Origin of the sequence: Salinivibrio sp. SS2 (genome assembly GCF_001722075.1) — a bacterium.
Taxonomy (GTDB): Bacteria; Pseudomonadota; Gammaproteobacteria; order Enterobacterales; family Vibrionaceae; genus Salinivibrio; species Salinivibrio proteolyticus.
The window spans coordinates 65,807-90,898 of sequence record NZ_MEBP01000062.1 but is presented as its reverse complement, the minus strand read 5'-3'; the positions used below and the strand labels follow the sequence as shown (position 1 = coordinate 90,898).

At 51.1% G+C, this 25,092-nt stretch carries 26 protein-coding genes; 9 read left to right on the top strand and 17 right to left on the bottom strand.

The features are described from left to right. Window positions 1-144: 144 nt before the first annotated feature. The 4 genes from frsA to BGK46_RS04825 all read left to right on the top strand — a co-directional run bounded on the left by frsA (window position 145) and on the right by BGK46_RS04825 (window position 4,427). Window positions 145-1,398 (top strand): esterase FrsA, encoded by a 1,254-nt coding sequence (gene frsA, locus BGK46_RS04840; protein WP_069587485.1) that lies wholly within the window; start codon window positions 145-147, stop codon window positions 1,396-1,398. 114 nt (window positions 1,399-1,512) lie between these two features. Next, window positions 1,513-1,914, top strand: coding sequence for a sigma factor-binding protein Crl (crl, locus tag BGK46_RS04835; protein WP_069587431.1), 402 nt, complete (start codon window positions 1,513-1,515; stop codon window positions 1,912-1,914). A gap of 85 nt (window positions 1,915-1,999) precedes the next feature. Then, window positions 2,000-3,157 carry a glutamate 5-kinase gene (gene proB / locus BGK46_RS04830; protein ID WP_069587430.1) on the top strand — a complete coding sequence of 386 codons (1,158 nt, stop codon included), beginning with the start codon at window positions 2,000-2,002 and terminating at the stop codon, window positions 3,155-3,157. A gap of 16 nt (window positions 3,158-3,173) precedes the next feature. Next, window positions 3,174-4,427: a glutamate-5-semialdehyde dehydrogenase gene (locus tag BGK46_RS04825; protein WP_069587429.1), complete on the top strand. Its 1,254-nt coding sequence runs from the start codon at window positions 3,174-3,176 to the stop codon at window positions 4,425-4,427. Window positions 4,428-4,510: 83 nt separating this feature from the next. Here BGK46_RS04825 and lipA read toward each other — a convergent pair whose 3' ends face one another. The 12 genes from lipA to leuS form a co-directional block, all read right to left on the bottom strand. Continuing rightward, window positions 4,511-5,476, bottom strand: coding sequence for a lipoyl synthase (gene lipA, locus BGK46_RS04820; protein ID WP_069587428.1), 966 nt, complete (start codon window positions 5,474-5,476; stop codon window positions 4,511-4,513). Further along, complete coding sequence (gene lipB, locus BGK46_RS04815; protein WP_069587427.1) at window positions 5,473-6,123, bottom strand: lipoyl(octanoyl) transferase LipB; 651 nt, start codon at window positions 6,121-6,123, stop codon at window positions 5,473-5,475. The genes lipA and lipB overlap by 4 nt, the downstream gene beginning before the upstream one ends. Window positions 6,124-6,207: 84 nt before the next feature. Then, entirely contained in the window at window positions 6,208-6,477 is a 270-nt protein-coding gene (gene ybeD, locus BGK46_RS04810; RefSeq protein WP_069587426.1) for a DUF493 family protein YbeD, read from the bottom strand. Window positions 6,478-6,619: 142 nt separating this feature from the next. Further along, window positions 6,620-7,792, bottom strand: coding sequence for a serine hydrolase (locus BGK46_RS04805; protein ID WP_069587484.1), 1,173 nt, complete (start codon window positions 7,790-7,792; stop codon window positions 6,620-6,622). Between the two features lie 91 nt (window positions 7,793-7,883). Continuing rightward, window positions 7,884-8,702: a septal ring lytic transglycosylase RlpA family protein gene (locus BGK46_RS04800; protein WP_069587425.1), complete on the bottom strand. Its 819-nt coding sequence runs from the start codon at window positions 8,700-8,702 to the stop codon at window positions 7,884-7,886. Window positions 8,703-8,707: 5 nt separating this feature from the next. Next, a complete protein-coding gene (gene rodA, locus BGK46_RS04795; protein WP_069587424.1) occupies window positions 8,708-9,826 on the bottom strand; it encodes a rod shape-determining protein RodA in 1,119 nt (372 codons plus the stop codon). After that, the gene (gene mrdA, locus BGK46_RS04790; protein ID WP_069587423.1) at window positions 9,823-11,709 is read right to left on the bottom strand and encodes a penicillin-binding protein 2; all 1,887 of its coding nucleotides are present in this window, start codon (window positions 11,707-11,709) and stop codon (window positions 9,823-9,825) included. The genes rodA and mrdA overlap by 4 nt, the downstream gene beginning before the upstream one ends. Before the next feature lie 6 nt (window positions 11,710-11,715). Next, window positions 11,716-12,186, bottom strand: coding sequence for a 23S rRNA (pseudouridine(1915)-N(3))-methyltransferase RlmH (gene rlmH, locus BGK46_RS04785; RefSeq protein ID WP_069587422.1), 471 nt, complete (start codon window positions 12,184-12,186; stop codon window positions 11,716-11,718). Window positions 12,187-12,189: 3 nt separating this feature from the next. Beyond that, entirely contained in the window at window positions 12,190-12,507 is a 318-nt protein-coding gene (rsfS, locus tag BGK46_RS04780) for a ribosome silencing factor (RefSeq protein ID WP_069587421.1), read from the bottom strand. 70 nt (window positions 12,508-12,577) lie between these two features. Further along, the gene (gene holA / locus BGK46_RS04775) at window positions 12,578-13,600 is read right to left on the bottom strand and encodes a DNA polymerase III subunit delta (protein WP_069587483.1); all 1,023 of its coding nucleotides are present in this window, start codon (window positions 13,598-13,600) and stop codon (window positions 12,578-12,580) included. Next, the gene (lptE, locus tag BGK46_RS04770) at window positions 13,600-14,223 is read right to left on the bottom strand and encodes an LPS assembly lipoprotein LptE (protein ID WP_069587420.1); all 624 of its coding nucleotides are present in this window, start codon (window positions 14,221-14,223) and stop codon (window positions 13,600-13,602) included. Before lptE ends, holA begins: the two co-directional genes overlap by 1 nt. Window positions 14,224-14,238: 15 nt before the next feature. After that, on the bottom strand, window positions 14,239-16,815 hold the full coding sequence (leuS, locus tag BGK46_RS04765; RefSeq protein ID WP_069587419.1) for a leucine--tRNA ligase: 2,577 nt from the start codon (window positions 16,813-16,815) through the stop codon (window positions 14,239-14,241). A 107-nt stretch (window positions 16,816-16,922) separates the two neighbouring features. On the opposite strand from leuS, the gene BGK46_RS04760 reads away from it, so the two are divergent. Further along, window positions 16,923-17,408 carry a zinc ribbon-containing protein gene (locus tag BGK46_RS04760; RefSeq protein WP_069587418.1) on the top strand — a complete coding sequence of 162 codons (486 nt, stop codon included), beginning with the start codon at window positions 16,923-16,925 and terminating at the stop codon, window positions 17,406-17,408. A 54-nt stretch (window positions 17,409-17,462) separates the two neighbouring features. Here the strand turns inward: BGK46_RS04760 and BGK46_RS04755 are convergent, their stop codons facing one another. From BGK46_RS04755 to BGK46_RS04740, 4 genes are read right to left on the bottom strand one after another with little or no spacing between them, the layout of a single operon-like run. Further along, the gene (locus tag BGK46_RS04755) at window positions 17,463-17,870 is read right to left on the bottom strand and encodes a DUF2069 domain-containing protein (RefSeq protein WP_069587482.1); all 408 of its coding nucleotides are present in this window, start codon (window positions 17,868-17,870) and stop codon (window positions 17,463-17,465) included. Window positions 17,871-17,906: 36 nt separating this feature from the next. After that, window positions 17,907-18,497 carry an NAD(P)H:quinone oxidoreductase gene (gene wrbA / locus BGK46_RS04750; RefSeq protein WP_069587417.1) on the bottom strand — a complete coding sequence of 197 codons (591 nt, stop codon included), beginning with the start codon at window positions 18,495-18,497 and terminating at the stop codon, window positions 17,907-17,909. Then, the gene (arsC, locus tag BGK46_RS04745) at window positions 18,494-18,850 is read right to left on the bottom strand and encodes an arsenate reductase (glutaredoxin) (protein ID WP_069587416.1); all 357 of its coding nucleotides are present in this window, start codon (window positions 18,848-18,850) and stop codon (window positions 18,494-18,496) included. The genes wrbA and arsC overlap by 4 nt, the downstream gene beginning before the upstream one ends. Before the next feature lie 24 nt (window positions 18,851-18,874). Continuing rightward, window positions 18,875-20,389 (bottom strand): beta-barrel assembly-enhancing protease, encoded by a 1,515-nt coding sequence (locus BGK46_RS04740; RefSeq protein ID WP_084781269.1) that lies wholly within the window; start codon window positions 20,387-20,389, stop codon window positions 18,875-18,877. A gap of 132 nt (window positions 20,390-20,521) precedes the next feature. Between BGK46_RS04740 and BGK46_RS04735 the strand changes: the two genes are divergently transcribed. From BGK46_RS04735 to BGK46_RS04725, 3 genes are all read left to right on the top strand, one after another. Continuing rightward, the gene (locus BGK46_RS04735) at window positions 20,522-20,743 is read left to right on the top strand and encodes a sulfurtransferase TusA family protein (protein ID WP_069587415.1); all 222 of its coding nucleotides are present in this window, start codon (window positions 20,522-20,524) and stop codon (window positions 20,741-20,743) included. A gap of 10 nt (window positions 20,744-20,753) precedes the next feature. Then, complete coding sequence (locus tag BGK46_RS04730) at window positions 20,754-21,833, top strand: AI-2E family transporter (protein WP_069587414.1); 1,080 nt, start codon at window positions 20,754-20,756, stop codon at window positions 21,831-21,833. 105 nt (window positions 21,834-21,938) lie between these two features. Then, window positions 21,939-23,375, top strand: coding sequence for an FAD-dependent oxidoreductase (locus tag BGK46_RS04725; RefSeq protein WP_069587413.1), 1,437 nt, complete (start codon window positions 21,939-21,941; stop codon window positions 23,373-23,375). A 78-nt stretch (window positions 23,376-23,453) separates the two neighbouring features. Here the strand turns inward: BGK46_RS04725 and bcp are convergent, their stop codons facing one another. Further along, on the bottom strand, window positions 23,454-23,927 hold the full coding sequence (bcp, locus tag BGK46_RS04720; protein ID WP_069587412.1) for a thioredoxin-dependent thiol peroxidase: 474 nt from the start codon (window positions 23,925-23,927) through the stop codon (window positions 23,454-23,456). Window positions 23,928-24,198: 271 nt separating this feature from the next. Here bcp and dapA point away from each other — a divergent pair, with 271 nt between their 5' ends. After that, entirely contained in the window at window positions 24,199-25,077 is an 879-nt protein-coding gene (gene dapA, locus BGK46_RS04715; protein WP_069587411.1) for a 4-hydroxy-tetrahydrodipicolinate synthase, read from the top strand. The last annotated feature ends 15 nt before the right edge of the window (window positions 25,078-25,092 follow it).

The window sequence follows — 25,092 nt, the reverse complement described above, 5'->3', positions numbered from 1 at the left end:
TATTGATAATCTGCTGTCAACAAAACGTCGCACATAGTTGCGGCGTTTTTTGGTTTCTAGGGACGCGATTGACTGAAAATCATGGCCTTGCTGTGAGTATGGTTTACACTAGGAGCGTCATAAACTGAACGCTCGGGAGTGAACGTGTCGGAAAGCGAATCTCAAAATTTGTCGGTCAAGCTGTTTGCCAAACACAGACATGCCAAAGAAACGTCGACATTGTTTGGCGCTATCCAGCAAATCGATCAAGCGAGTTATTCGGCGTTTGATGGAGATAGTGAGCGCAGCTGGTATCGAATGCGGCGTCGTGGACAATGGACGTGGCAAGGAGTGGATCCGGTAGAGATGGAAGCCATTTTTGCCCGTATTGCTCATTCGGATAATTCACGCTCCGTTGACAGTCTGCTGGATACGGTAGAAGGCTACCGCTCGGGAAATTGGAACTACGAGTGGACAGCAGTGGGCATGCAGCACCAAAAGCGCGCCCAAGCGCTGGCAGACAAAGGGGAGCATCAAGCAGCGAGTCAGCAATGGCTGCAAGCCTGTACCTATTTCGGTATCGCGGCGTATCCTCACCTCAAAGGCGATACGCTCGCTTTGCAATCGGAAACGCTGGCCTACAAAGCCTTTGAGCATGCCATGGATAAGCTTCCCTTCACGGTTAAAACCGTAGAAACAACGCTCGATGGCAAATCGCTAAAAGGTTACCTGTATCTGCCAAGAACCGATGCGACTCTGCCGGTGGTTATTCTCAGTGGCAGCTTAGACAGTTTGCAAACCGATTTATGGCGGGTATTCGTCGATTACTTTGCTCCCGCAGATATCGCAGTATTGACCTTAGATATGCCCTCAGTGGGGCACAGCAGTCATTGGCATCTCAATGAAGATACCAGCCGCTTACATCGTGCCATGTTAGATAAACTGGCGGAGGTACCTTGGGTGGATCACCACCGCGTGGGCACCATGGGGATCCGGTTTGGCGCCAATCCAGCGGTTCGGTTAGCCTTTCTTGAACCACATAGAGTCAAAGCCAGTGCGGCGCTGGGAGGCATCGTGCATTCGCTATTAACCAATGCACAAATGATGAAGAAAATGCCGCCCATGTACCTCGATACACTAGGGTCGCGGCTCGGTCGCCATATTCCTATCGACACGCTTCGGACACGCTTGCAGGCCTGGTCACTCAAAAACCAAGGCTTACTCACCGGACGGCGCACCGATGTGCCCATTTTAGCCTTGAGCTTAAAAGATGATCCGGTTTGTCCAGAATCCGACAATAAACTGATTGCGACCTATAGTCGTGGTGGTAAAGCGGTGATATTGCCGAATACGCCTTTGCATGATGGCTATCATCGTGCGTTGTGTGAGACCGTCTCTTGGTTTGCCAATATTTTGTAACTAAGCTGGCGAAGGTGTGATCGAGTGCGGAAAGCGGGGGATTGGCGTTCACCTGATTGATAACGTCATGATATACCTTGAGCTTAGGTAGATAGAGTGCCACTGGAGGACACCATGACCCAAACGCTCCCGCTTTCTCATGGACGGTTAAAAACACGTTTTACTGCGCTGGGCCCTTATTTTCGTGATGGGCAATCTGATGAACAAAGCTATTTTTTTGATAGCTTGTCTGTCTGCGTCGATGCGAAAAAGGAGCCCGACGCGCGCGAATTCTGGGGCTGGTGGCTAGTGCTTACCCCAGAAGACGATGGGTTCCGTTATCACTACGGTTATGGCCTCTATGACGAGCACGGGGAATGGTTAGCAAAAGCTGTCCCTGCCAAACAGCGCGCTGAGGTTGAGAAAACCCTTGATAGTTTCTACACCAAATTATGCCAATTGGTGGTCGATGAACTATCGCTCTCCCTTTCCCCAAGTCAAAAACTGACCGAGCCTGAACTCGCCCTTTCTAACTAAAACGTGATTTGCCTGATTTCAGTCCTTGTTAAATGGGCATGGGATTGATAAAAGAGACATCTATCTTTTAGTCAATCAGGCAATCATGACAGTTCAAGACGCGCTTAGAGACGGTGACATTGCAGCCACCGTCTCTTCTCAAACCATCGTTGTAAAATTAGGCACCAGTGTGCTGACTGGCGGTTCGCAACGCCTTGACCAAGCCCACATGGTTGAGTTGGTTCGTCAGTGCGCGCGCCTGCGCCAACAAGGCCATCAAGTGATCATTGTCTCTTCGGGAGCGATTGCTGCTGGGCGAGAGCACCTTGATTATCCGGTATTGGCTGACACGGTCGCCAATAAGCAGATGCTCGCAGCCGTCGGGCAGTGCCGTTTAATTCAAACCTGGGAGCATCTTTTCAGTCTTTATGGTTTTCAAGTCGGACAGATGCTGCTGACCCGCGCTGATTTGGATCACCGCGAGCGTTTTCTCAATGCGCGAGACATGCTCCATGCTTTACTCGACAACGGCATCATTCCCATTGTGAATGAAAATGATGCGGTGGCGACATCTGAGATCAAAGTCGGTGATAACGACAACCTCTCTGCGCTGGTGGCAATTTTAGCTAACGCAGATAAATTATTGCTGCTTACTGACCAACCCGGACTCTTTACGGCAGATCCGAGAACGCAACCCGATGCCGAACTTATTCGGGAAGTCCATACGATTGATGAAACCTTACGCAAATTAGCGGGAGGCAGTGTTACAGGTCTTGGCACCGGTGGCATGGCAACGAAACTGCAGGCTGCAGATATTGGGCGACGTGCGGGCATAGAAGTCACGATTGCCGCTGGCAGCAAGCCTGAAGTGATCCAAAACGTGGTCGCCGGTAACAGCGCAGGCACTCGATTCTTGCCGTTAGAAAGCCCATTAGAGAGCCGTAAACGCTGGATATTAGCCGGACCACCTCCTGCGGGAGATATTACCATTGATACCGGTGCGGTGACGGCAGTGACGCAAAAAGGTAGCAGCTTGCTGAGTAAAGGCATCGTACGCGTCAAAGGTGACTTTGCGCGTGGCGAAGTCGCACGTATTTACTCTGTAGAGGGGCAATGCCTTGCGCGCGGTATTTGCCGTTATTCCGCGGCCGATCTTCGCCGTATTGCAGGTGCACATAGCCAACAAATCGCAGATATTTTAGGCTATGAGTATGGACCGGTAGCCATACACCGAGACGACCTTGTCGTTATTGGCGATCAATAAAAGAGATGCACACAACATGAGTTTACAAATGATGGGGAAAGCGGCCAAAGAGGCGGCTTACCAACTCGCGACAACTTCCACCACGAAAAAAAATCGCGCGCTGATCTTCATTGCGGACGAATTAGAGGCGCAACAAGCGAGTATTTTAGCGGCTAACCAAACGGACTTAGAAGCCGCACGCGCGGCGGGTATGAGCGAATCGTTGATCGACCGCTTAGCACTCACGCCAGCACGTTTATCGGCGATTGCTGCAGATGTGCGTAATGTGGTGTCGTTGCCCGATCCGGTTGGGCAAGAATTTGACCATAAAGTGCTCGAAAATGGCCTTTCGTTATCGAAGCGCCGTGAGCCACTGGGTGTTGTCGGTGTGATTTATGAAGCGCGCCCTAACGTCACCATCGATATTGCCGCACTGTGTCTAAAAACGGGCAATGCCAGTATTTTACGTGGTGGTAAAGAAACCTTTGCGACCAACCAAGTATTGGTCACTGTGATTCAATCTGCACTGAGCAAGGCTGAACTACCGCAATCAGCGGTGCAATACATCGACAAGCCTGACCGAGAATTGGTCGCAGAGCTGCTGACCATGGACGAGTACGTGGATATGATTATTCCGCGCGGCGGTGCTAGTTTGCATAAAATGTGTAAGCAAAACAGCACGATTCCGGTGATTATTGGTGGTTTTGGGATCAGCCATTTATATGTGGACCAAAGTGCCGATCTTGAACGCGCTCCGGATGTGATCATTAATGCGAAGACGGATCGTCCATCCGCTTGTAACGCTTTGGATACGCTATTGGTGCACAAGCAAGTCGCGGCACAGTTGTTTACACGCCTGATCCCAGCGCTTAACGCACAGAAACTGAAGATTGTCGCAGCGAATAGTGCTTTGCCCTACCTTGACGGTGTCGCACAGCTTCGTGAAGCCGCTGAGGGAGACTTTGATACTGAATGGTTGGGCCCAACGCTCGGTGTTGCTGTGGTTGACGATGTGCACGACGCGCTCGGTCATATGCGCGAACACAATGCGAGCCATTCAGATACGATTCTGACCAATGATATTGATGCTGCTGAAGCCTTTATCAATGGTGCGGGCTCGGCTGCTGTCTATGTCAATGCTTCAACCCGTTTTACTGACGGTGCCCAGTTTGGTTTAGGCGCGGAAGTGGCCGTTTCAACGCAAAAGCTGCATGCGCGCGGCCCGATGGGACTCGAAGAGCTGACCACGTACAAGTGGGTCGGAAAAGCAGATTACCTGACGCGTCAATAACCTAAGCATACAAACGCAAGTTATTTGCAAAACGTAAAAAAAGCCGCGCGAGCGCGGCTTTTTTGTATTCTCAGCATAGAGACTTATTTAATCTCGACGCCTTTGGCTTGCAAATCCGCATGGTATGAAGAGCGGACAAAGGGACCACATGCAGCATGGGTAAAGCCAAGATCCAGCGCGATAGCTTTGAGCTCATCAAACTCTTCGGGCGGCACATAACGTTCAACCGGAAGGTGATGGCGGCTTGGCGCAAGGTATTGACCTAATGTCAGCATAGTGACACCGTGGGCACGTAGGTCTTTCAGAACCTCAATGATCTCTTCCTTGGTTTCGCCCAAGCCCATCATGAGTCCAGACTTAGTAGGAACATCTGGGTGCATGTCTTTGAACTTTTTCAGCAGATCCAGTGACCACTGATAGTTGGCACCGGGGCGCGCTTTACGATACAAGCGAGGCGCTGTTTCTAAGTTATGGTTAAACACATCCGGTGGATTGTCACGCAGGATATCTAGAGCGCGATCCATTCGACCTCGGAAGTCAGGTACCAAGGTTTCGATTTTGATCTCAGGGTTGAGCGCACGGATCTCACGGGTACAGTCGGCAAAATGCTGTGCCCCGCCATCGCGAAGGTCATCGCGGTCAACTGAGGTGATCACGACATAACGAAGCTTCATGTCTTTAATAGTTTGCGCCAGATGCTTGGGTTCGTCCGCATCAGGGGCAACTGGACGGCCATGGGCGACGTCGCAAAATGGGCAACGACGGGTACAAATCGCACCCAAAATCATGAAAGTGGCGGTACCGTGGCTAAAGCACTCTGCCAAGTTTGGACAGGAGGCCTCTTCACACACAGAGTGAAGGTTGTTTTTGCGCATCGCATCTTTAATTTCTTTGATGCGAGAGGTTTCGGCAGGGAGCTTGATCTTCATCCAATCAGGCTTGCGCAGCACTTCTTTTTGCTCGGTCGGCATATTTTTGACCGGGATAAGCGCCATCTTTTCGGCATCGCGGTACTTAACGCCGCGTTCCATCTGAATCGGTTTGCTCATAAATCGCTGCTTTCCGTTGTAACCTCAACCTGAGTATATCCCAGTTGTTGAGTTAAAGTGTCTACTAGCACAGGTTGGACGTCTGTTAGGGTTGCGCCTTCAACCTGATCACTCAGTTGCGTCATCGCCATCCCCGCATACCCACAGGGGTTAATGCGTTGAAATGGAGATAAATCCATATTGATGTTGAGTGCCAGTCCATGGAATGAGCACCCGCGACGAATACGGAGCCCAAGGGAACAGATTTTTGCGCTATCCACATACACACCGGGCGCATCGGGACGCGCGTAGGCGGTTACGCCATAATGGGCGAGGGTAGCGACAACGAGATTTTCAATATGGCTAACCAGTTCTCGAACGCCGACTTTTTTACGTTTTAAATCAATTAAAAAGTAAACGACTAACTGACCGGGACCGTGATAGGTCACTTGTCCCCCTCGATCTGATTGTACGACGGGGATGTCTCCAGGGACCAAAACGTGTTCCGGTTTACCCGCTTGACCTTGGGTGAAGACGGGATCATGTTCGACCAACCAGACTTCGTCACAAGTATGTGCATCACGGCTATCCGTGAAGTCACGCATCTGCTGCCAGGTTTGCGGATAAGGTCGGCGGCCCAGATATCTAACAACTAGTTGGTGCTGCAAACCGATTACCCATATTGTTATCTGTGGGGGTATTATAGAGGTTGGCGGCGTGATTAAAAGCCGCCAGCCGTGTGGGTATTCTGATTAAAGAACCATACGAACGATTTCGATCTCGCCAAGTTCTTTATACAAGGTTTCTACTTGCTCAATAGAGGTGGCAGTAATGGTCACCGATACCGAGTGATAGTTACCTTTTGCGCTAGGTTTCACCTTTGGGCTGTAGTCGCCTGGCGCATGCTGCTGGATCACACCTAGAACAAGGTCCGGCAGTTCAGGCTTAGCATGGCCCATAACCTTGTAAGTAAACTGACAAGGAAACTCCAGCAAGTCTTTTAGTTTTGGTTGCTCTTGCATGTTAACTCCCAATGGGCAGGCCGAGAACGGCATACCTATGTGCGATGGATCACGATTAACGCGAAATACTAATCTGCTCTGGGACAGAAAACAAGCCGCCCACCAAGTTGGTGGGCGGGAATGGGACTAAATGGAAAGCGGCTTAGCCCAGTAAGTTTTGAAACATCATAACAATGTAATCAATTAACCGGCTGAATAATCCACCTTTTTCGACGTCGTTCAACGCAACCAGAGGGTATTCGGCAACATCTTCGCCATCCACTTGATAGAACAGCTTGCCTACTACATCCCCTTTGCTGATCGGTGCTTCAAGGGTTTTTTCCAGCACGAAGCTCGCTTTTAGATCTTGTGCTTTGCCGCGAGGAAGTGTGACGTAGGTATCTTCGGTCACCCCGAGTGACACTTCATCGGTATCACCCATCCACACTTTTTCAGTCACAAAGGTTTCATTTGCTTTGTGTGGTGCGACGGTTTCGAAGAAACGGAAGCCATAGTTCAATAGCTTTTTACTCTCAGCTTTACGTGCGTTAGCACTTTTGGTGCCCATCACGACAGCAATCAAACGCATCTCGCCTTCAGTGGCTGAGCTCACCAAGTTATAGCCGGCACCATCGGTATGGCCCGTCTTGATACCGTCAACGTTAAGGCTCTTGTCCCACAATAGGCCATTGCGGTTGTATTGGGTAATCCCGTTGTAGGTAAACGCTTTCTCTTTGTAAATGCGGTATTCCGCTGGCACATCACGGATCAGCGCCTGCGCCAGTAACGCCATGTCATAAGGGGTAGTGTAAAGATCTTTAGAGTCGAGGCCATGCACATTCGAGAAATGCGTGCTGTCCATGCCCAGTGTTTCACCCCAACGGTTCATTAGATCCACAAAAGCATCTTCAGAGCCCGCGACATGCTCCGCCATCGCGACACAGGCATCGTTGCCTGATTGAATGATAATGCCTCGGTTAAGGTCGGCTGCTTTCACCGAGGTCCCGACTTCGATGAACATCTTGGATGAACCTGGGAAGTTTTTCGCCCACGCATTTTCGCTGATCACCACGTCATCATCCATGGAGATGTTACCGCGCTCAACCTCTTGGCCAATCACATAACTGGTCATCATCTTGGTGAGGCTGGCCGGGTTAAGGCGTTTGTAGGCATTATTTTCGGCAAGGACTTCACCGGAGTGGTAGTCCATAAGCACGTAGCCCTTGGCGGCAATTTGTGGAGCATCGGGTACAACAGCGGGCGCAGCTTGGGCCGTCACTGATACGAAAAGCGCAGCAGATAGCAATGTACGCATGCGGGAAACGGATTTTTTCATCATTTTTAGTACTTTTGTCGGTTATCGATGTCGATACTGTAAGCTCACTATACCAAATTGGGCACAGAGAGACAGGCTCGATTCCTTTAACTCACTGATTGTTTGTTTTAGCACTTGTGACAGATGTGTCGTCATTAACAAGTGCTTCGGTGACGATAAAAGCGCCCGGCAGTTGATGCTGTTTAGCGACTTGCATCGCTTGCTGAGCTTGGCCACGGTCGTAAAACGGACCAAAACGCACACGATACACTTGGTCGCGGCGAGCAATGTGGGTAGGTAGACCGTGTGCTTTCGCTAATTGTTCCGCACTTTGGCTGGCTTTTAAGCCATCGGACAATGCAAGCAACTGGACATAGTACGCATGATGGCGGGCCGAATGCCACTCATCTTGCGCGGGTTTCTCTGGAGAGATTAAACGAAGTGCGACTGGTGCGGTACCTGTTTGCAAAACACCGAGCTTTTTTGCAGCCGCATAGCTGAGATCAATCAGGCGTTCGTTATGGAAAGGGCCGCGATCGTTGACGCGTACAATCGCTTTCTTACCGTTATTTTGATTGGTGACTTCGACGTAGCTCGGCAAAGGCAAGGTTTTGTGCGCCGCAGACATGGAGTACATGTCATACACTTCGCCATTAGAGGTTTTATGGCCGTGGAATTTTTGGCCGTACCAAGAGGCAATACCCGCCTCTTGGTAACCGCGAGGTTCACGGAGTATTTCGTAGCGTTGACCATTTAAGGTGTAGTCTTTGTTGCCAGCTAAGCTATAAGGCTCATACCTTGGCTGGGCATCATCAGTGTGCACCTGCTCAGGAAGGCGTTCGGGTGCTTGGTCGTCAGCCATTTGATATCGGCCCTGTTGCGTACTGCACGCGCTCAGGAGCATGGCGAAAAGAATTACAATCGCTCGCATGTTTATTAAGCCCTAGATAGCATTTTTCGATGAGTATGAATGGACATGAGAATGCCAAAACCAGCCATCAAGGTCACCATAGAGGTACCGCCATAGCTGATCAGAGGTAAGGGTACCCCAACCACAGGCAAAATGCCGCTGACCATACCAATATTGACAAAAACATAAACAAAAAAGCTGAGTACGATACTACCGGCCATCATACGGCCGAATGCAGTTTGGGCACGGCTAGCCAACATGAGCCCACGACCGATCAAAAACAGGTATAAGGCGAGCAGGGCGCAAACACCAATTAATCCCCATTCTTCGGCAATGACCGCAAAGATAAAGTCGGTATGGCGCTCAGGGAGAAATTCGAGCTGCGATTGTGTGCCATGCAACCAGCCTTTTCCGGCCAGCCCGCCGGAACCAATTGCAATTTTAGACTGAATAATATGATAGCCCGCCCCCAATGGGTCAGACTCTGGATTAAAGAGCGTGAGCACGCGGGTGCGCTGATAGTCGTGCATTAAGAAAAACCACAGCACAGGAATAAACCCTGCGATAGCAACGACAGCGGCGGTAATCAGCTTCCAACTGATCCCAGCGAGAAAGAGTACGAAGACGCCTGACGCGGCAATAAGAATAGAGGTGCCTAAGTCGGGTTGCTTCGCGATCATAATGGTGGGCATAAACAACAAAAAGAGCGCGATCAGCAAGGTCGTAAACTTCGGCGGGAGCGGATCCTTGCCGATAAAACGGGCCAGCATGAGCGGCACCGCAAGTTTGATTATCTCGGAAGGCTGAAAGGTGACCACGCCAAGGTCAAGCCAACGCTGGGCTCCTTTTGCCGTCTCCCCCACCAATAAGACCGCCGCCAATAGGGCCACGCCAATCACATATAAATACGGCGACCAAAACTCATAATGACGCGGGGGCACTTGCGCCAGCGCAAACATCACCGACAGGGCTAGCAGCATCCGAACCGCTTGACGCTCCATCATCGCCATACTTTGGCCACTGGCGCTGTACATAACCACAAGACCAAAGCCCATCAGTAATAGAATGCCAATGAGCAAGGGCAAGTCGAGGTGCAAGCGTTCGAATAATGAGCGCTTACTGCTTACTTGGGCTAAGGAACTCATTGTTTTGCCTCTTTATTCTCTGCAGCGTCTTTTTCAATCAAGATATGATCAAAAATACGACGGGCAATGGGTGCACCGTTGCTTGACCCGCCTCCGGCGTTTTCTAATACCATAGAAACTGCCACCTTGGGATGTTCAAAGGGAGCAAATCCCATAAACAGCGCATGATCGCGTAAGTGCTCTGCAATCTCGTCGGCGTTGTACTCTTCATCTTCGCCCAGGCCGAACACTTGCGCGGTACCGGACTTCCCGCCAGAGACATACTTTGCGGTGCGGAACGAGCGTCTTGCGGTGCCTTTACGACCGTGATTAACCAATCGCATCCCTTCAAGGGCGACGTCCCAATATTTATCGCTCACCCCTTTTATCGGTGGGTAAGGTTCAGGCGTCGGTTTATGCATGCCTTGTTCATCGCGCGATAGCATCAATAATTTAGGCGCTCTGACTTCGCCGCGGTTTAATACCACGGTCAGTGCCTTGACCATTTGCATTGGGGTTGCGGTCCAATAGCCCTGACCAATACCGACAGGGATGGTGTCACCTTTGTACCAAGGTTGGCGGTGGCGGCTCATTTTCCACTCTCGGTTAGGCATATTGGCGCTGCTTTCTTCTTGGATATCTATACCTGTGTATTGACCAAAACCAAATTTCTCCATCCAAGACGAAAGTTTATCAATACCCATGTCATAGGCGATTTGGTAAAAGAAGGTATCCACCGACTCTTCAATCGATTGGACGATATTTACACGGCCATGTCCCCATGGACGCCAGTCACGGAAAGGGCGAGTGTTAGAGTTGGGGATCCGCCAATAACCGGGGTCGTTGCGGGTCGTCTTGGTGGTAATAACCCCTTCTTCCAGTGCGGCGACGGCAATAAAGGGCTTTACCGTCGACGCCGGTGGATAGATGCCTAATGTTGCACGGTTAACCAATGGCCGATCTTTGTCATTGAGCAGGGCACTGTATTGGGTGCTGGAAATCCCGTGAACAAAAAGGTTCGGGTCATAGCTGGGGGTCGATACCATGGCTAAAACGCCAGATGTTTTCGGATCGAGCACAACTACAGCGCCACGGCGATCACCTAGGATGCCACGAATATAAAGCTGTAAATCAATATCGAGATTGAGGATCAAATCCTTACCCGGCACGGGTGGCACATATTTTAGGGTGCGGATGATTCGGCCTCGGCTATTCACCTCGACTTCTTGATAGCCCGCTTTACCATGCAACACGGGCTCGTAATATTTTTCTATGCCGAGTTTGCCGATGTCACGCGTCGCGCGATAGTTATTAAGCACATCTTTTTGACGCAGTTTGGCAATATCATGGTCGTTGATTTTTGCAACGTAACCGAGCACATGGGTTAGCGCATCGCCGTAAGGGTAGTGGCGTTTTAGATACGCCTTGATTTCCACCCCAGAAAACTGGTGCTGGTGGGCGGAAAAGATGGCGACCTCTTTATCGGTTAACTGGGTCTTTAGCGGTGCCGCGTTAAAGCGACGCGAACGTCTGCGTTCTTTTTGGAAGTTGTCGATATCACTGTCAGACAGCGACAGTAATGACTGTAAGCGCGCCAAGGTGGCGGGCATATCATCGACTTGCTCAGGGGTGATTTCGAGATGATATACCGGACGGTTTTCTGCGAGCAATTTGCCGTTGCGATCATAGATAAGACCGCGGTTGGGCGCGACAGGCACCACTTTAATGCGGTTATCATTTGATCGCGTTTGATAATCTTGGTGCTCAACCACCTGAATGTGATAGAGGTTGGTCAGCAAGATCCCGACTAAGGCAATAATCCCGACGAAGCAGACAATCGCTCGGCGGACAAACAGCGCCGCTTCGGCGCTATGGTCGCGAATTTGACTTCGTTGGCGCTTCATCCGTGATTATTCTCGATGGTAAGGGTGGTTAGTCGTTAAGCTCCACGCGCGATAAAGGCTCTCAGCCATGACAATACGTACCAGCGGATGGGGCAGTGTCAGTGGCGATAAAGACCAACTTTGTTCCGCAGCGGCCTTACATTCTGGTGCCAATCCTTCTGGCCCGCCAATTAAGATCGCCACGTCACGAGCGTCAAGCTTCCATTTCTCTAACTGTTCAGCCAATTGCGGGGTATCCCATGGTTTACCGGGAATGTCGAGTGTCACGATACGGCTACCGCGGTTGACCGCGGCTAACATAGCTTCGCCTTCTTTTTGCAGAATGCGGGCAATGTCGGCGTTTTTGCCCCGTTTTCCCGCGGGGATCTCAATCAGCTCTAACGGCATATCTTTGGGAAAACGGCGCTGGTACTCGGCAAAGCCTTGCTCAACCCATTTCGGCATTTTATTGCCGACGGCAATCAACTGAATCTTCATCAATTAGTTCCAGAGCTTTTCCAGTTGATAGAGCTGGCGCTGTTCTTCTTGCATTACATGCACCATCACATCGCCCAAATCGACTACGACCCACTCGCTGTCGTCTTGGCCTTCCATGCCCATCGCGCCGATATTGATAGCTTGGGCTTCGTCACGCACATGCTCTGCAATTGAAGCGACATGGCGACGGGAGTTACCGGTGCACAGCACCATAAAATCGGTAATGGAAGATTTGTCACGGACATCCAGTGTCACAATGTCACTGGCTTTCATATCATCGACCTTATCGGCCACAAACTGTTGTAACTCGGTAGCTTGCAAAAGAGACCTCTATGGTTACCGTTTGGATTACTGGCAAGCGAGTATATCACTCACTTGCCATTTGGACACATTAGCGCGGCTGAGGTTCAGGCGTTTGGCACATGAGTGCGCAAAAATAGTGCAATTCAGGCCAAGGATCGCGGCTGTAATCGGTTTTTAGACCGATTTCGAGCTGAGCCAGTTGCCGCAAAAGCTGAGTCAGACGCGGTCGCGTTAAGCGATTCAGCGCGGCAATCATCATGGGTCGGCGTGTTTGCCAGATCCGCAGTTGGTCGAATATTTTGTTTAATGGTCGCCCTTGTTGGCCTTGCTCATGAATCACATAAAGCTGCTTGAGCTCTTTTTGGATCAATCGTAGCAATAAGGTAGGCTCGTTTCCTTCTGCATAGAGCTGCTCCAAAATACGCTGCGCGCGCTGCGCTTTTCCTTCTAATAACGCATCGGTAAGTTGGAAAGGCCTAAAGTGATGATGGCGCGACAGGGCGCTTTCAATGCGAGGGAGCGTTAAGGCGCCGTCCGGATAGAGCAACTGCAGTATGTGCAGGCTTTGCACCAACGCCAGTAAGTTGCCTTCATGCCATTGCGCTAATAACTGCAATGCCGGTTGATCCGGTTTAAGCCCCAGCCCTTGACAGCGCTGCTCGATAAAACGCGGCAGCTGGCGGGCATCGGGTGTGTTACACACCACATAGAGCCCGTGCTGAGATAAGGCGGTGAACCACTTGGCAGATTCTTGCTTTTTATTTAAACGCTCGCCTTGCACCAGCAATAAAATATCAGGATTAAGCCATTGCGCGATATCAGCCAATTGCTTGGCTTGTGTGGTGTTAAGGCCGTTTTCTGGGCAGGTGATTTCGATAATCTGGCGTGAAGAAAACAAACTCAGCGCTTGGCAACAATCAATCACCTCCTGCCAATTGAGCTGAGCATCAATGATAAAGCGATGATGCTCTTCAAACCCTTGCTCTCGAGCGGAGCGACAAATTGCATCGCGTGATTCGAGTTTAAGCAGAGGATCAGAGCCAAACACGAGATAGGTTTGGCGCAGTGGCTGCTTGAGCTGCTGCGCCAATTGTTCTGGATAGGTTCTCATCATTGCGCGGTATCAGTCTCAGTCTGACGCGTTTCAATAATGATTTCTGGCTTGGTTGGACGCTCACCTTGTTCAAGCTGTTCCAACGCTGCTTGTTCAGCCTCACGGCGCTCAAACTCGGCAATATCACCTTTAAGCTGAGAGAGTTGACGCATGATTTGGCGTGTTGCTTCGGTCCGCATCTCCGCAACCAGCTTGTCTTGCTCGACCGATTTAGCCAATGCAGTCAGTGGGTTATCGAGGAAATTACGACTTAGCGTGGTTGAAAAAGTATAACTGCCTTTTTGCGGCACAGTCACCCGGTAGCGAGCGACGTAGCGGAACTCTTTCTCTGCGACACGGCTGTTTTGGTAAAGCGATAGGGTTTGTTCGCTATTGCTTTCGCCAAGCAGGTGAATATTGGTCACTGTATTGGCTGGTGCAACCAGTTCAACCTTATGTTGATTGAGTTGATTGCGCAGCTGGCGTGTGAGCTCACCGTAGGGGTCGACGCTGGTTAACGACACTTGCGTGACCTCGTCCGGTAAGTTGTAGCTGTCACGTAAGGCAAACCCGCAAGAGGCGGTGGTCAAAGCGACCACCGCAACAAGCAGGAAGCGAAACACAGGTTTAAACAGGGTCACGCTACTGCTCCTTGTTTAGTTAGCAACAATGTTAACCAGTTTACCTGGTACATAGATGACTTTGCGCACGGTTTTCCCGTCAGTAAACTTAACCACATTTTCATCAGCCATCGCTTGTGCTTCGACCGCATCTTTTTCGGCGTCAGCGGCAACGGTGATTTTGGCACGCAGTTTTCCGTTAACTTGGACGATGATGAGCTTTTCATCTTCAACCATGGCGTCTTGGTCAGCCTGTGGCCATTGTGCGTCATCAATGTGCTGTTCACCCAGCGCTTCCCACAGCGTAAAGCTGATGTGTGGGGTGATTGGGTAGAGCATCACAACAATCGCTTTCAGCGCTTCATCCAGCACGGCTCGGTCTTGCTCGCTCTCTTGTGGTGCTTTCACCAAACGGTTCATCAGCTCCATAATCGCAGCAATCGCAGTGTTGAACGTCTGACGACGACCCATGTCGTCACTCACCTTAGCAATGGTTTTGTGAACGTCACGGCGCAGTGCTTTCTGCTCATTGTTCAGGGCGCTAGCATCGAGTGCTGCGACGGCACCTTTTGCGCTGTGCTCGTAAACCAATTTCCATACGCGACGCAAGAAGCGGTGAGAGCCTTCGACGCCTGACTCTTGCCACTCAAGGGTCATTTCTGCTGGCGCGGCAAACATCATGAACAAGCGTACGGTGTCGGCACCATATTTTTCGACCATCAATTGTGGGTCGATACCATTGTTCTTCGACTTTGACATCTTGGTCATGCCAGTGTGCACGACTTCGCGTCCTTCATTGTCGATAGCTTTGATGATCTTGCCTTTGCTGTCGCGTTCGACGGTCACATCGGTTGGCGAGACCCAAACACGCACGCCTTTATCGTCGTTGTAGTAGAAGGCGTCGGCAAGCACCATGCCTTGGCAAAGTAGCTGCTTAAACGGCTCGTCACTGTCGACCATGTTGTCGTCACGGAGCAGTTTATGGAAGAAGCGTGAGTAAAGCAGGTGCATACACGCATGTTCAATTCCGCCAATGTACTGGTCCACCGGCAGCCAGTAGTTCGCGGCTGCTGGGTCGAGCATTTGGTCTGCTTGTGGCGAACAATAGCGCGCGTAATACCAAGATGACTCCATAAAGGTATCAAAGGTGTCGGTTTCACGCAGTGCAGGCTTGCCTTGATACTGGGTTTGCGCCCATTGCTTATCGGCTTTGATCGGGCTTTGCACGCCGTCCATAACCACGTCTTCTGGCAAGATGACAGGCAGTTCCTCGCGAGGGACAGGCACCACTTCACCGTCTTCTGTGTTCAGCATTGGGATAGGTGCACCCCAGTAGCGCTGACGAGAAACGCCCCAGTCACGCAGGCGGAAGTTAACGGTTTTCTTGCCTTTACCCAGCGATTCAAGCTTGTCGGCAATCGCATTAAAAGCGGCATCAAAGTCTAGGCCATCAAATTCGCCAGAGTTAAACAGTTTGCCTTTCTCGGTATGCGCTTGCTCGGACAGATCTGGTGCTTGGCCATTTTCGTCAAGGATCACCGGTTCAATATCGAGGCCGTATTTGCTGGCGAACTCAAAGTCGCGCTGGTCGTGTGCTGGCACGGCCATGACGGCGCCTGTGCCGTAGTCCATCAAGACAAAGTTGGCGACAAAGATAGGCACACGACGACCGTTTAGAGGGTGTGTCGCGTACAAGCCGGTTGCCATGCCTTTTTTCTCCATGGTTGCAAGCTCGGCTTCAGCAACCTTGGTGTTACGGCACTCTTGTACAAATTCAGCCAACGCTGGATTTTGTTTGGCAGCGGCATCCGCGAGTGGGTGACCAGCGGCAATGCCCACATAGGTGACGCCCATCAGGGTATCAGGACGCGTGGTGTACACATCCAGTGCAGGGTGATCGCCTTCTACTTCAAAGGTCAGTTCAACCCCTTCAGAGCGGCCAATCCAGTTGCGTTGCATGGTTTTAACCATTTCTGGCCAACCATCCAATTTATCGATGTCTTGCAACAGTTCTTCTGCATAGTCGGTGATTTTAATAAACCACTGCGGGATTTCTTTTTGCTCAACCGGTGTGTCACAACGCCAGCAGCAGCCTTCGTGCACCTGCTCATTGGCCAAAACGGTTTGGTCATTCGGACACCAGTTTACCGACGAGGTTTTCTTGTATACCAACCCTTTGTTGTAAAGCTTGGTGAAGAACTCTTGTTCCCAGCGGTAGTAATCTGGACTACAGGTGGCGACTTCACGATTCCAATCGTAACCAAAGCCCAGCATTTTCAGCTGGCCTTTCATGTAATCAATGTTTTCGTAGGTCCAAGGTGCCGGTGCGGTTTTGTTTTTAATCGCTGCGCCCTCAGCGGGTAGGCCAAAGGCGTCCCAACCGATAGGCTGCATCACGTTTTTACCTTGCAGGCGCTGGTAGCGTGAAATGACGTCACCGATGGTGTAGTTGCGCACATGTCCCATGTGCAAACGACCACTGGGGTACGGGAACATAGAAAGACAATAAAATTTTTCTTTGTTAGGGTCTTCATGAACCACAAAGGTTTTATTTTCGTCCCAATGGGCTTGAACTTTTTGTTCAATATCTTGCGGGCTATATTGTTCTTGCATCGATGGCTTCCGAGATTCTGTGAGAAAGGTAAAACCTGAAAGAGAAATATCGTCATAGAATAACGAAAGGCAAAGACCGCAACAACACTTGAATCAGGAGCAGGACGATGAATAAAGAGAAAGATCCCCAACAAAGCATCATCGAGCGCGTTAAAGAGGCGCTGGAAAACAGTCCTGAATCCCTTGCGCGCTGGGTGGAGTTGTCGGAGCAATACCTTAAGGCAGCAGCGGATTTGACCAAAGATGAATGGGCATTGATTGAGGCGTACTTCAAACGTGATGTGAGAGCGTTTGGCGCGCAATATGACAAATCACAGGCCGATGAGATAGACAGTGAAGTTTTTAACGACCTGATTGCGGACACCATTTGGGAACAACTGGCGGAGATCACCGATCGAACGCAGTTGGAATGGCGTGAAGTGTTTGATGATTTGCAGCATCAAGGGGTGTACGAAGCCGGGGAGATTGTGGGGTTAGGTATATTGCAATGTGAACAATGCCAGCACCAGACTCGCCATAATCGCGTGGATGTGATTCATCCTTGTGTGAAATGCGGGCATCGCTTTTTTACCCGTCGCGCTTACCCAGCCTAAATCAAAAGCGGGCCGGCAACCCCGGCCCTTGCGTTATCCATGCATCAGGCGGGCTTATTCTTCACCTTTGGCACTTTCAAAGCGTGCTTTTTCTTCTTTCTCAACCTGAGATAGTCGAGGCAATTTAAGTCCTTGCGCTTTTCCCATCCAGCGGGCAAACACAATATTGCTCCAAAATGCACAGCTGACCAGCACAAGCTCGGCGACTGCCAGCCAGCGTTCGCCCTCATCGACATATATCAGGGTCAGGGCATGCAAAAAGTAAAACATTAAAATAAAGTTGGCCCAGGCGTGAGTGAACGCTTTGCCCTTAATCAATCCAGGTAGTGGCAACAGCAAAGGCACCAGCCAACCGATCGTGACCGCCCACGCGTTTAAGTGCGGGTGAGGAGATAGGTAGGCGTGCCAAAGCGCTACCCAAGCGATTAGGCCAAGGTTGCTGGCAAGCGAGAGTTTACGCATCAATGCAAGACGAGGGTCAGTCACTGTGATGTCCTTTTAAGAGCTAGTGGGGTTGAGCGTGCGCGCGAGTGAAGCGAGCCGTTGGCCGAGCGCATTGGCTATTTTTTTCTCATCGGCGAGCAAAGGCGTTTGAGCGTCGCTCACACTCGAGGCTCCATAGGGCGAACCACCGCCTTGAGTGGTGTGCAGTGCGCTTTCACTGTGCGGTACGCCAACAAGAATCATACCGTGATGTAGCAGGGGCACCGTCATGGTGAGCAGGGTGGTTTCTTGTCCACCATGAAGCATAGAGCCGGCCCCAAACACAGCGGCAGGTTTATCGATTAAGGCCCCAGAGAGCCACTCGGCACTGGTACTGTCGATAAAATGCTTGAGTGGTGCGGCCATATTGCCGAAACGCACCGGGCTACCTAAGGCTAGCCCGTCACAGTCGAGCAAGTCTTGGCGAGTCACAAAAGGATCGCTGGCTGAATGGGCCGGTGTTTTTCCGTCTGTGTAACTCGGCAATTCTGGCACCGTACGTAACACGGCCTCCACGCCCTGAGATTCAATGCCTCGCGCAAGCTGTTGCGCCAGTTTGCGCGTATTGCCTGAGCGGCTGTAGTAAAGCACCAGTACCTTTGTCATGCCAAAAGATCCAGGACATTTTCTGGTGGACGACCAATAACGGCACGCTCAGCTTTAACGGCGATCGGGCGCTCAATGAGTTTAGGGTTGTTGACCATCGCGTCGAGCAGTTGTGCTTCCGTCACGCTGGCATCACCCAGCTGCGCGGTTTTATAGTCTGCTTCCTTGGTACGCATCATGTCGCGGAATGAGCGGATGCCGAGCTTATCTTTCAAGGCGGTCAGCGTGTCGGCTGACGGAGGCGTTTCCAGATACTTAACGATGTTTGGTTGCACGCCATTGGATTCGAGCAGTGCAAGTGTTTCACGGCTTTTGGAACAACGCGGGTTGTGATAAAGCGTAATAGTGGTCACGACAGATATCCTTATTTGAATGAATTAACGATCTTTTAGGGCGTTAAAGCGCGCTTGCTGATGGCGAAGCTGATCAAGCCGCGCATCATAGCGTGCTTGTGCCAAGCTTCCCAACTCGACAAGTTGGCTGGCTTGTGTGTAATTACGAATGGCTTTTGACCATTGACCACGCAACGCGTAGCGCTCGCCTTGGGCGGCAAGCTCGCCATCCCGATGCGTACCGGTACTCTCATACGCTTGTTGTAACAAAAACCAGCCGTTACTGTCATCGGGATATTGGTGGGTGTAACGCTCGAGCGCCGGAATGGCTTCCTGACCCCGTTGGGCTTTGACGTACGTATAAGCACGGTTCAGGAGTAGGACGCGGTTGTCGGGCTGATTGGCGAGTGCATCATTCAGCCGTGAAAGCGCTTTATCAAAGTGCTTCTCGCCAATATCAAGATCTGTCATCGCATCGATGAAAAAGCGATTGTTTGGTTGCGCTTGAATAAGGGGGGTTAGCAAAGCGCGTGCTTCATCGAAGCGACGCGCATCAATGTGCAAGAGTGCCACGCCATAGTTGAGGCTTTGTTTTTCCGCCGGTGATGCTTTTTTCAGCTTACGCTCAAACCAATCCATCGCCGATTCGGCGGCGATGCCGCTATAACGGGCCACGATGCGAGCACGTGCCAGTTGGTAGTCGGGCGACAGAGGCACACGCTTTTGAGGGTATTGCCGCGCTCGAGCCCGAGAGTCGGTGATACGTGATTCGGGTAACGGGTGAGTGCTGAAATATTCCGGCATCTTACTGGCGTAGCGATATTCATCGGCCAGTCGAGTGAAAAAGCGAGGCATTGCGCTGACATCGAAGTCGGCGCGAGCTAAGGTGTCGATGCCGATCCGATCGGCTTCTTCTTCGTTCCGGCGCGTATAATTGATACGGCTTTGAATGGTGCCTGCTGTGGCAGCATGAGCAGCGGCAATACCGGCCTCTGGTGCGGCAATGGCGAGCATCAGCGACCCCACCAGTGCGGCCACTGTCAGTGGGGATTTCTTGGCTTGGTCTTCCATGCTGCGGGCTAAGTGACGCTGTGTCACGTGGGCGATTTCATGCGCCATGACGGACGCAAGTTCACTCTCAGTATTGGCATGTAAAAACAAGCCAGAATGCATAGCGACATAACCGCCGAAGAACGCGAATGCATTAATCGCTTGGTTATCAATGAGAATAAACTGAAAAGGGGTGCGCACATCATTGGCATTGGCGACAAGACGATGGCCGAGCGCATTCACATACTCAGAAAGCAATGGGTCGCTGATAATGGGTTTACTGGCGCGCAGCATCCGCATATAGGCATCACCAAATTCCTTCTCTTGCGCAATGGTCAGTGTCCCCGCAGCGGCGGTGCCGATATCCGGTAAATCGAATCCATATTGCTCGGTGCTGGCGGTAGCGGGGGCGGTAGCCAAAAGGCCCGCTAACAGATAGGCCAACAAGCGGCGACCCGACCGTTTAGACGGCAGAAGAGAGTGTGAATGGCGCAAAGCACGTAGCGGCATGATAGCGTGAACCTTTCGTTAGCAAACGGAATGTAACCTAGGATACAGACCAATAAAATGCGTGTGGGTTTCGTTGGCGTTCTGTCTAATGTCCATTACAATGCAGGCGATAATACCTACCGGTGAGACAGAATGGAATGTCAAACGCTTGATTTACGTGAGCATGTCTGCCCGATGGCATTACTGCTTGCCAAACGTGCTGCCGCACAGTTAGGACAGGGTGATCAGCTTATCATTTTGCTGGGGGATGCCGGCGCGCAACAAGACATTCCGCGCTATTTTGAACAGCAAACCTTTATCATCGAGTGGCTGGATAGGCCACAACAGGCGCGCTTGAAAGTAACCAAAGAATAACGGATCGATTATGTTTGATATGTTAAACCGCTGGTATCGGCGGCGCTTCTCCGACCCACATGCAGTGAGCTTGGTTGCCATCTTGCTGGTTGGCTTTATCACTATCTATTTCTTTGGCAATTTACTGGCGCCGTTACTGGCTGCCATTGTGATTGCTTACTTACTGGATTGGCCCGTTAATCGCTTAACCCGCATTGGTTTGCCGCGCACCTTGTCGGTGATGGTGGTCAGCACTTTGTTTGTGGGCATGACTATGATGGCGGCCTTTGGTTTAGTGCCGACCATTTGGAACCAAGGGGTAAACTTGGTGGCGGATGTGCCCAACATGTTTAATAACGTGCAGGCGCTGATGCTAAGCTTGCCTGAACGCTACCCTGAATTGATCAAGCCTCATATGATCAACACCTTTGTCGATACGCTGCAAAATAACGTGCTACGTATGGGCGAAACCTTGGTGAAAGGATCCCTGTCTTCGCTAGTGAACTTGGTCGCTTTGGCGGTGTATCTCGTGTTAGTGCCGCTGTTGGTATTTTTCCTGCTTAAAGATAAGCAAGAAATGTTGGCCATGTTTAAAGGTTTATTGCCCCGTAATCGACGCTTAGCCTCGCGTGTGGGTCATGAAATGAACCAACAAATCTCCAATTATATTCGTGGCAAGGTCACGGAAATTTTGATCGTAGGCAGCGTGAGCTATGTGACGTTCAGCGTGTTAGGGCTCGAGTATGCGGTACTGCTTAGCGTAGCGACCGGGTTCTCGGTGCTGATCCCCTATATCGGCGCGGCGGTTGTCACCTTACCAATCGCAATCGTGGCGCTGTTTCAGTGGGGGCTCACGCCTGAGTTTTGGTACGTCATGATTGCTTATGGCGTGATTCAAGCGCTTGATGGCAATGTATTAGTGCCAGTGCTGTTTTCTGAGGCTGTCAACTTGCATCCCGTTGCCATCATAATAGCCGTACTGGTTTTCGGTGGACTCTGGGGCTTTTGGGGCGTATTTTTTGCTATTCCATTGGCGACCTTGGTGAAGGCGGTTTGGCAGGCGTTGCCTGTGATTGAGCTTGAGGACGATCCGAAACCTGATGCTCAGTGATCCATCTCACGTTCGCCGCTCTAATAAACAAGGTTGAGCGGGGAAGCGCGTGCCTTTTCCGCACCAATTTGGCCCAAAAAAAGCAGTACATAGAAAAGAGTTGGCATGGAACAACATAGGCAACAACAAACACAGGTAAATCGGTTTCGTGTCGCGGTCATTGGTGGCGGTGTCGCGGGAACAACGGCGGCGCTGCGGCTGGCAGAGCGTGGTATCGACACCCAGTTGTTTGAAGCAGGCACTGGGTTAGTGAATGGTCCACCTATTTGCCACTTGCATGCAGGGGGCAACCTCTACCGTGAAATTTCACTCGATCAGTGCTTAACCTTGCTCGAGCAGTCCGTTGCGACAGTGCGCATGTACCCACACTCAGTCAACCGTCGTCCTACGGTTCTGGCTGTTCCTCAGCAAGATAAAGGATCTCTGGATAGTGTGATTGCGCGCCTAGAGACCCTGCAAGCACGCTACGCGCAACTTGTCGAGATGGATAATGCCAACAAGGTGATGGGCGAACCCGAAGAGTATTTTCGCCTCTTTCATCAAGCCGATTTAGCCGCGCTAAAACAGCGAGACTATGAAAGCTTAACCGACGCGGCCGAACGCTGGATGTGGCCCGTTGCAAAGTCCTTGCGCCTCGATAGCATGAAGTATCCGCTGGTATTGGTACAAGAGTATGGTTTGAGTGTTTTCCGCCTTGCCGCTGAAGCGCAACTCGCCCTTGCCGACGTCTCGCACTGCCAGCTCGCGTTTAATCATAAAGTGATTAACACCCAAGCAAATGGCGCGGGGTGGACAGTCACCTACCAAGATGCACACGGGCAAGTTCAATCAACGGATGTGGATTATCTGATTAATGCGGCGGGTTTTAGAACTGGTACCATTGATGATCAAGCGGGTTTTGCGCGTCGTCGTCTTGTCGAATACAAAGCGGCTTACATTGCCCATTGGCCAAGCAGTACTTGTCAGTGGCCAGAAATCATTGTTCACGGTGAACGCGGTACGCCACAAGGCATGGCGCAGCTGACGCCGTATCCTGATGGCTTCTTCCAGCTCCATGGCATGACCAAAGACATTACTTTGTTCGAAGGGGGCTTAGTCAGTAGCACCCACGACTCGGCGCAGCCGGCTGTGGCTGCCGAGTATGTGAAAAACATCGATCAAGGTTGGTCATGGTCACATGCCTGCGAGCGCACCGAGCGGGCAATTGCGCACTTCGCGCAGTGGCTCCCTGATTTTCAGGACGCTGAAGTGGGGGGGAAACCACTGTGTGGCGCACAACAGATCCCCGGAGAGGATCCGTCTTTGCGTGCCTCTGATGTGTCGTTCGATGGTGAGCGTTATGCACGTTTAGAGATTGTCAAAGCCTCTTCGGCACTGACTGCTATCAACAAGGTTCTCTCGCACTTTGAAGATGTTGGATGGCTTTCGCCTGACGCAACCTATCCTTTGCCGCGTCCGAGTCACGCGCAGATTGTTGCGACCGCGTGTCAATTAGCGACGGAGCGGGGCTACCCAGAAGGATTAGCCAAACCCGTGGGTTAATGGTGTATTCGCTCCCCAAAAAAGAGCATGGCGTTTGCCATGCTCTTTGTCGTTAAGGGAAATGGACGGCGATAACCGCTATCGGGCTTGCTGTAAGTAGTCCAACACAACTTGGTGATGGTCTTTGGTTTTAAACTTGTTGAACACATGTTCAACATTGCCATCTTTGCCAATTAAAAAGCTGAGGCGATGAATGCCATCGTACTCTTTACCCATGAATTTCTTCGGTCCCCAAACACCAAAAGCATCGGCGACAGCGTGGTCTTCGTCGCTTAACAAGGTGAAATTCAGTGAGTCACGCTCAACAAAGCGCGCCAGTTTTTTTACCGGATCGGGGCTTATCCCCAACACCACGGTGTCCAACGCATCCAGTTCTGCTTTGGTATCACGCAGTGAGCAAGCTTGCGTCGTACAGCCCGGGGTCATGGCTTTTGGGTAAAAGTAAACCAGAACACGCTTGTCGCCTTTGAATTGGCTAAGCGTGACCGTATCGCCATTTTGATCTTGTAGTGAGAAGTCAGGCGCGGTGGCGCCAGCAGTCAAGGTTTGCATGCGAGAGGTTTCCTTTTTGTTGTTCGCGAGTTATTCAACGATGATAGGGACTTGACGAATTTACGCAACCCGCTGATGTGGCGATCACTGTGCGCTGACATCCTTTGACCGGAAATTAACCCCATGTTGGTCACCTTGAATGGTACCTTAATCACACGGTCTGGCAGCGACGAAAAAATTTTCTGGTAATCCTGTGTTGCGCGTAGGGTTGTTCTTGTGTTTGCCAGACGCCAAAAGTAACATTGCATCATTAACACGAAGGGAGACAAACATGGTTTCTGGAAGCATTGTGGCGCTTGTCACACCAATGGATGCACACGGCGAAGTTGATTACGTTAGCCTGAAAAAACTGGTCGAGTTCCATATCCAATCGGGAACCGATGCTATTGTCGCAGTTGGTACGACCGGTGAGTCGTCGACTGTTACGGTTGACGAACATATCAAGGTCGTTTTAAAGACCTTGGAATTCGCCGATGGCCGTATCCCTGTTATCGCGGGTACGGGGGCCAATGCCACTCATGAAGCTATTACCTTCAGTAAAATGTTTGCAGGCTCAGGCGTTGCAGCTTGTTTGAGCGTGACCCCTTATTACAACAAGCCCACTCAAGAAGGCTTGTTCCAGCATTACAAAGCGATCGCCGAAGCAAGCGATTTACCACAAATCTTGTACAACGTGCCTGGGCGTACCGCCGTTGACTTACAACCCGAAACCGTGGCGCGTTTGGCACAGTTTGACAACATCATCGGCTTAAAAGATGCCACGGCAGATGTGAGCCGCGTAGCCATTCATAAGGAACTTTGTGGCGACGACTTCCTCTTATTCAGTGGCGATGATTTAACAGGTCTCGATTTTGTGCTTGCAGGGGGCCACGGTGTGATCTCCGTGACCAATAACGTGGCTGCGGCACAGATGGCGAAAATGATCCAACTCGCCCGTGCCGGAGAGGCTGACCAAGCACACGCGATTAACGAAACCTTGATCCCATTGCATCGCCACCTCTTTGACGAGGCCAATCCGATTCCTGTGAAATGGGCAGTCCGTGAAATGGGCTTGATTGAGGATGGCCATCTACGTCTGCCATTAACCGAATTAAGCGAACACTTGCGCCCCACCGTGCGCGAGGCCATGCAGGTTGCAGGTGTTGTTTAAGCTGTTGGAGTGCGA

Excerpts from the sequence above, each read along its gene's own strand:
- BGK46_RS04730 (WP_069587414.1), top strand. The coding sequence starts at position 20,754 with ATGTTTGATATGTTAAACCGCTGGTATCGGCGGCGCTTCTCCGACCCA.
- BGK46_RS04740 (WP_084781269.1), bottom strand. The coding sequence starts at position 20,389 with ATGCCGCTACGTGCTTTGCGCCATTCACACTCTCTTCTGCCGTCTAAA.
- BGK46_RS04735 (WP_069587415.1), top strand. The coding sequence starts at position 20,522 with ATGGAATGTCAAACGCTTGATTTACGTGAGCATGTCTGCCCGATGGCA.
- ybeD (WP_069587426.1), bottom strand. The coding sequence starts at position 6,477 with ATGCAAGAGCAACCAAAACTAAAAGACTTGCTGGAGTTTCCTTGTCAG.
- dapA (WP_069587411.1), top strand. The coding sequence starts at position 24,199 with ATGGTTTCTGGAAGCATTGTGGCGCTTGTCACACCAATGGATGCACAC.
- leuS (WP_069587419.1), bottom strand. The coding sequence starts at position 16,815 with ATGCAAGAACAATATAGCCCGCAAGATATTGAACAAAAAGTTCAAGCC.
- rodA (WP_069587424.1), bottom strand. The coding sequence starts at position 9,826 with ATGAGTTCCTTAGCCCAAGTAAGCAGTAAGCGCTCATTATTCGAACGC.
- rlmH (WP_069587422.1), bottom strand. The coding sequence starts at position 12,186 with ATGAAGATTCAGTTGATTGCCGTCGGCAATAAAATGCCGAAATGGGTT.
- BGK46_RS04825 (WP_069587429.1), top strand. The coding sequence starts at position 3,174 with ATGAGTTTACAAATGATGGGGAAAGCGGCCAAAGAGGCGGCTTACCAA.
- holA (WP_069587483.1), bottom strand. The coding sequence starts at position 13,600 with ATGAGAACCTATCCAGAACAATTGGCGCAGCAGCTCAAGCAGCCACTG.
- lipA (WP_069587428.1), bottom strand. The coding sequence starts at position 5,476 with ATGAGCAAACCGATTCAGATGGAACGCGGCGTTAAGTACCGCGATGCC.
- BGK46_RS04725 (WP_069587413.1), top strand. The coding sequence starts at position 21,939 with ATGGAACAACATAGGCAACAACAAACACAGGTAAATCGGTTTCGTGTC.
- wrbA (WP_069587417.1), bottom strand. The coding sequence starts at position 18,497 with ATGACAAAGGTACTGGTGCTTTACTACAGCCGCTCAGGCAATACGCGC.
- BGK46_RS04760 (WP_069587418.1), top strand. The coding sequence starts at position 16,923 with ATGAATAAAGAGAAAGATCCCCAACAAAGCATCATCGAGCGCGTTAAA.
- BGK46_RS04800 (WP_069587425.1), bottom strand. The coding sequence starts at position 8,702 with ATGCGAGCGATTGTAATTCTTTTCGCCATGCTCCTGAGCGCGTGCAGT.
- bcp (WP_069587412.1), bottom strand. The coding sequence starts at position 23,927 with ATGCAAACCTTGACTGCTGGCGCCACCGCGCCTGACTTCTCACTACAA.
- mrdA (WP_069587423.1), bottom strand. The coding sequence starts at position 11,709 with ATGAAGCGCCAACGAAGTCAAATTCGCGACCATAGCGCCGAAGCGGCG.
- crl (WP_069587431.1), top strand. The coding sequence starts at position 1,513 with ATGACCCAAACGCTCCCGCTTTCTCATGGACGGTTAAAAACACGTTTT.
- BGK46_RS04805 (WP_069587484.1), bottom strand. The coding sequence starts at position 7,792 with ATGAAAAAATCCGTTTCCCGCATGCGTACATTGCTATCTGCTGCGCTT.
- BGK46_RS04755 (WP_069587482.1), bottom strand. The coding sequence starts at position 17,870 with ATGCGTAAACTCTCGCTTGCCAGCAACCTTGGCCTAATCGCTTGGGTA.
- proB (WP_069587430.1), top strand. The coding sequence starts at position 2,000 with ATGACAGTTCAAGACGCGCTTAGAGACGGTGACATTGCAGCCACCGTC.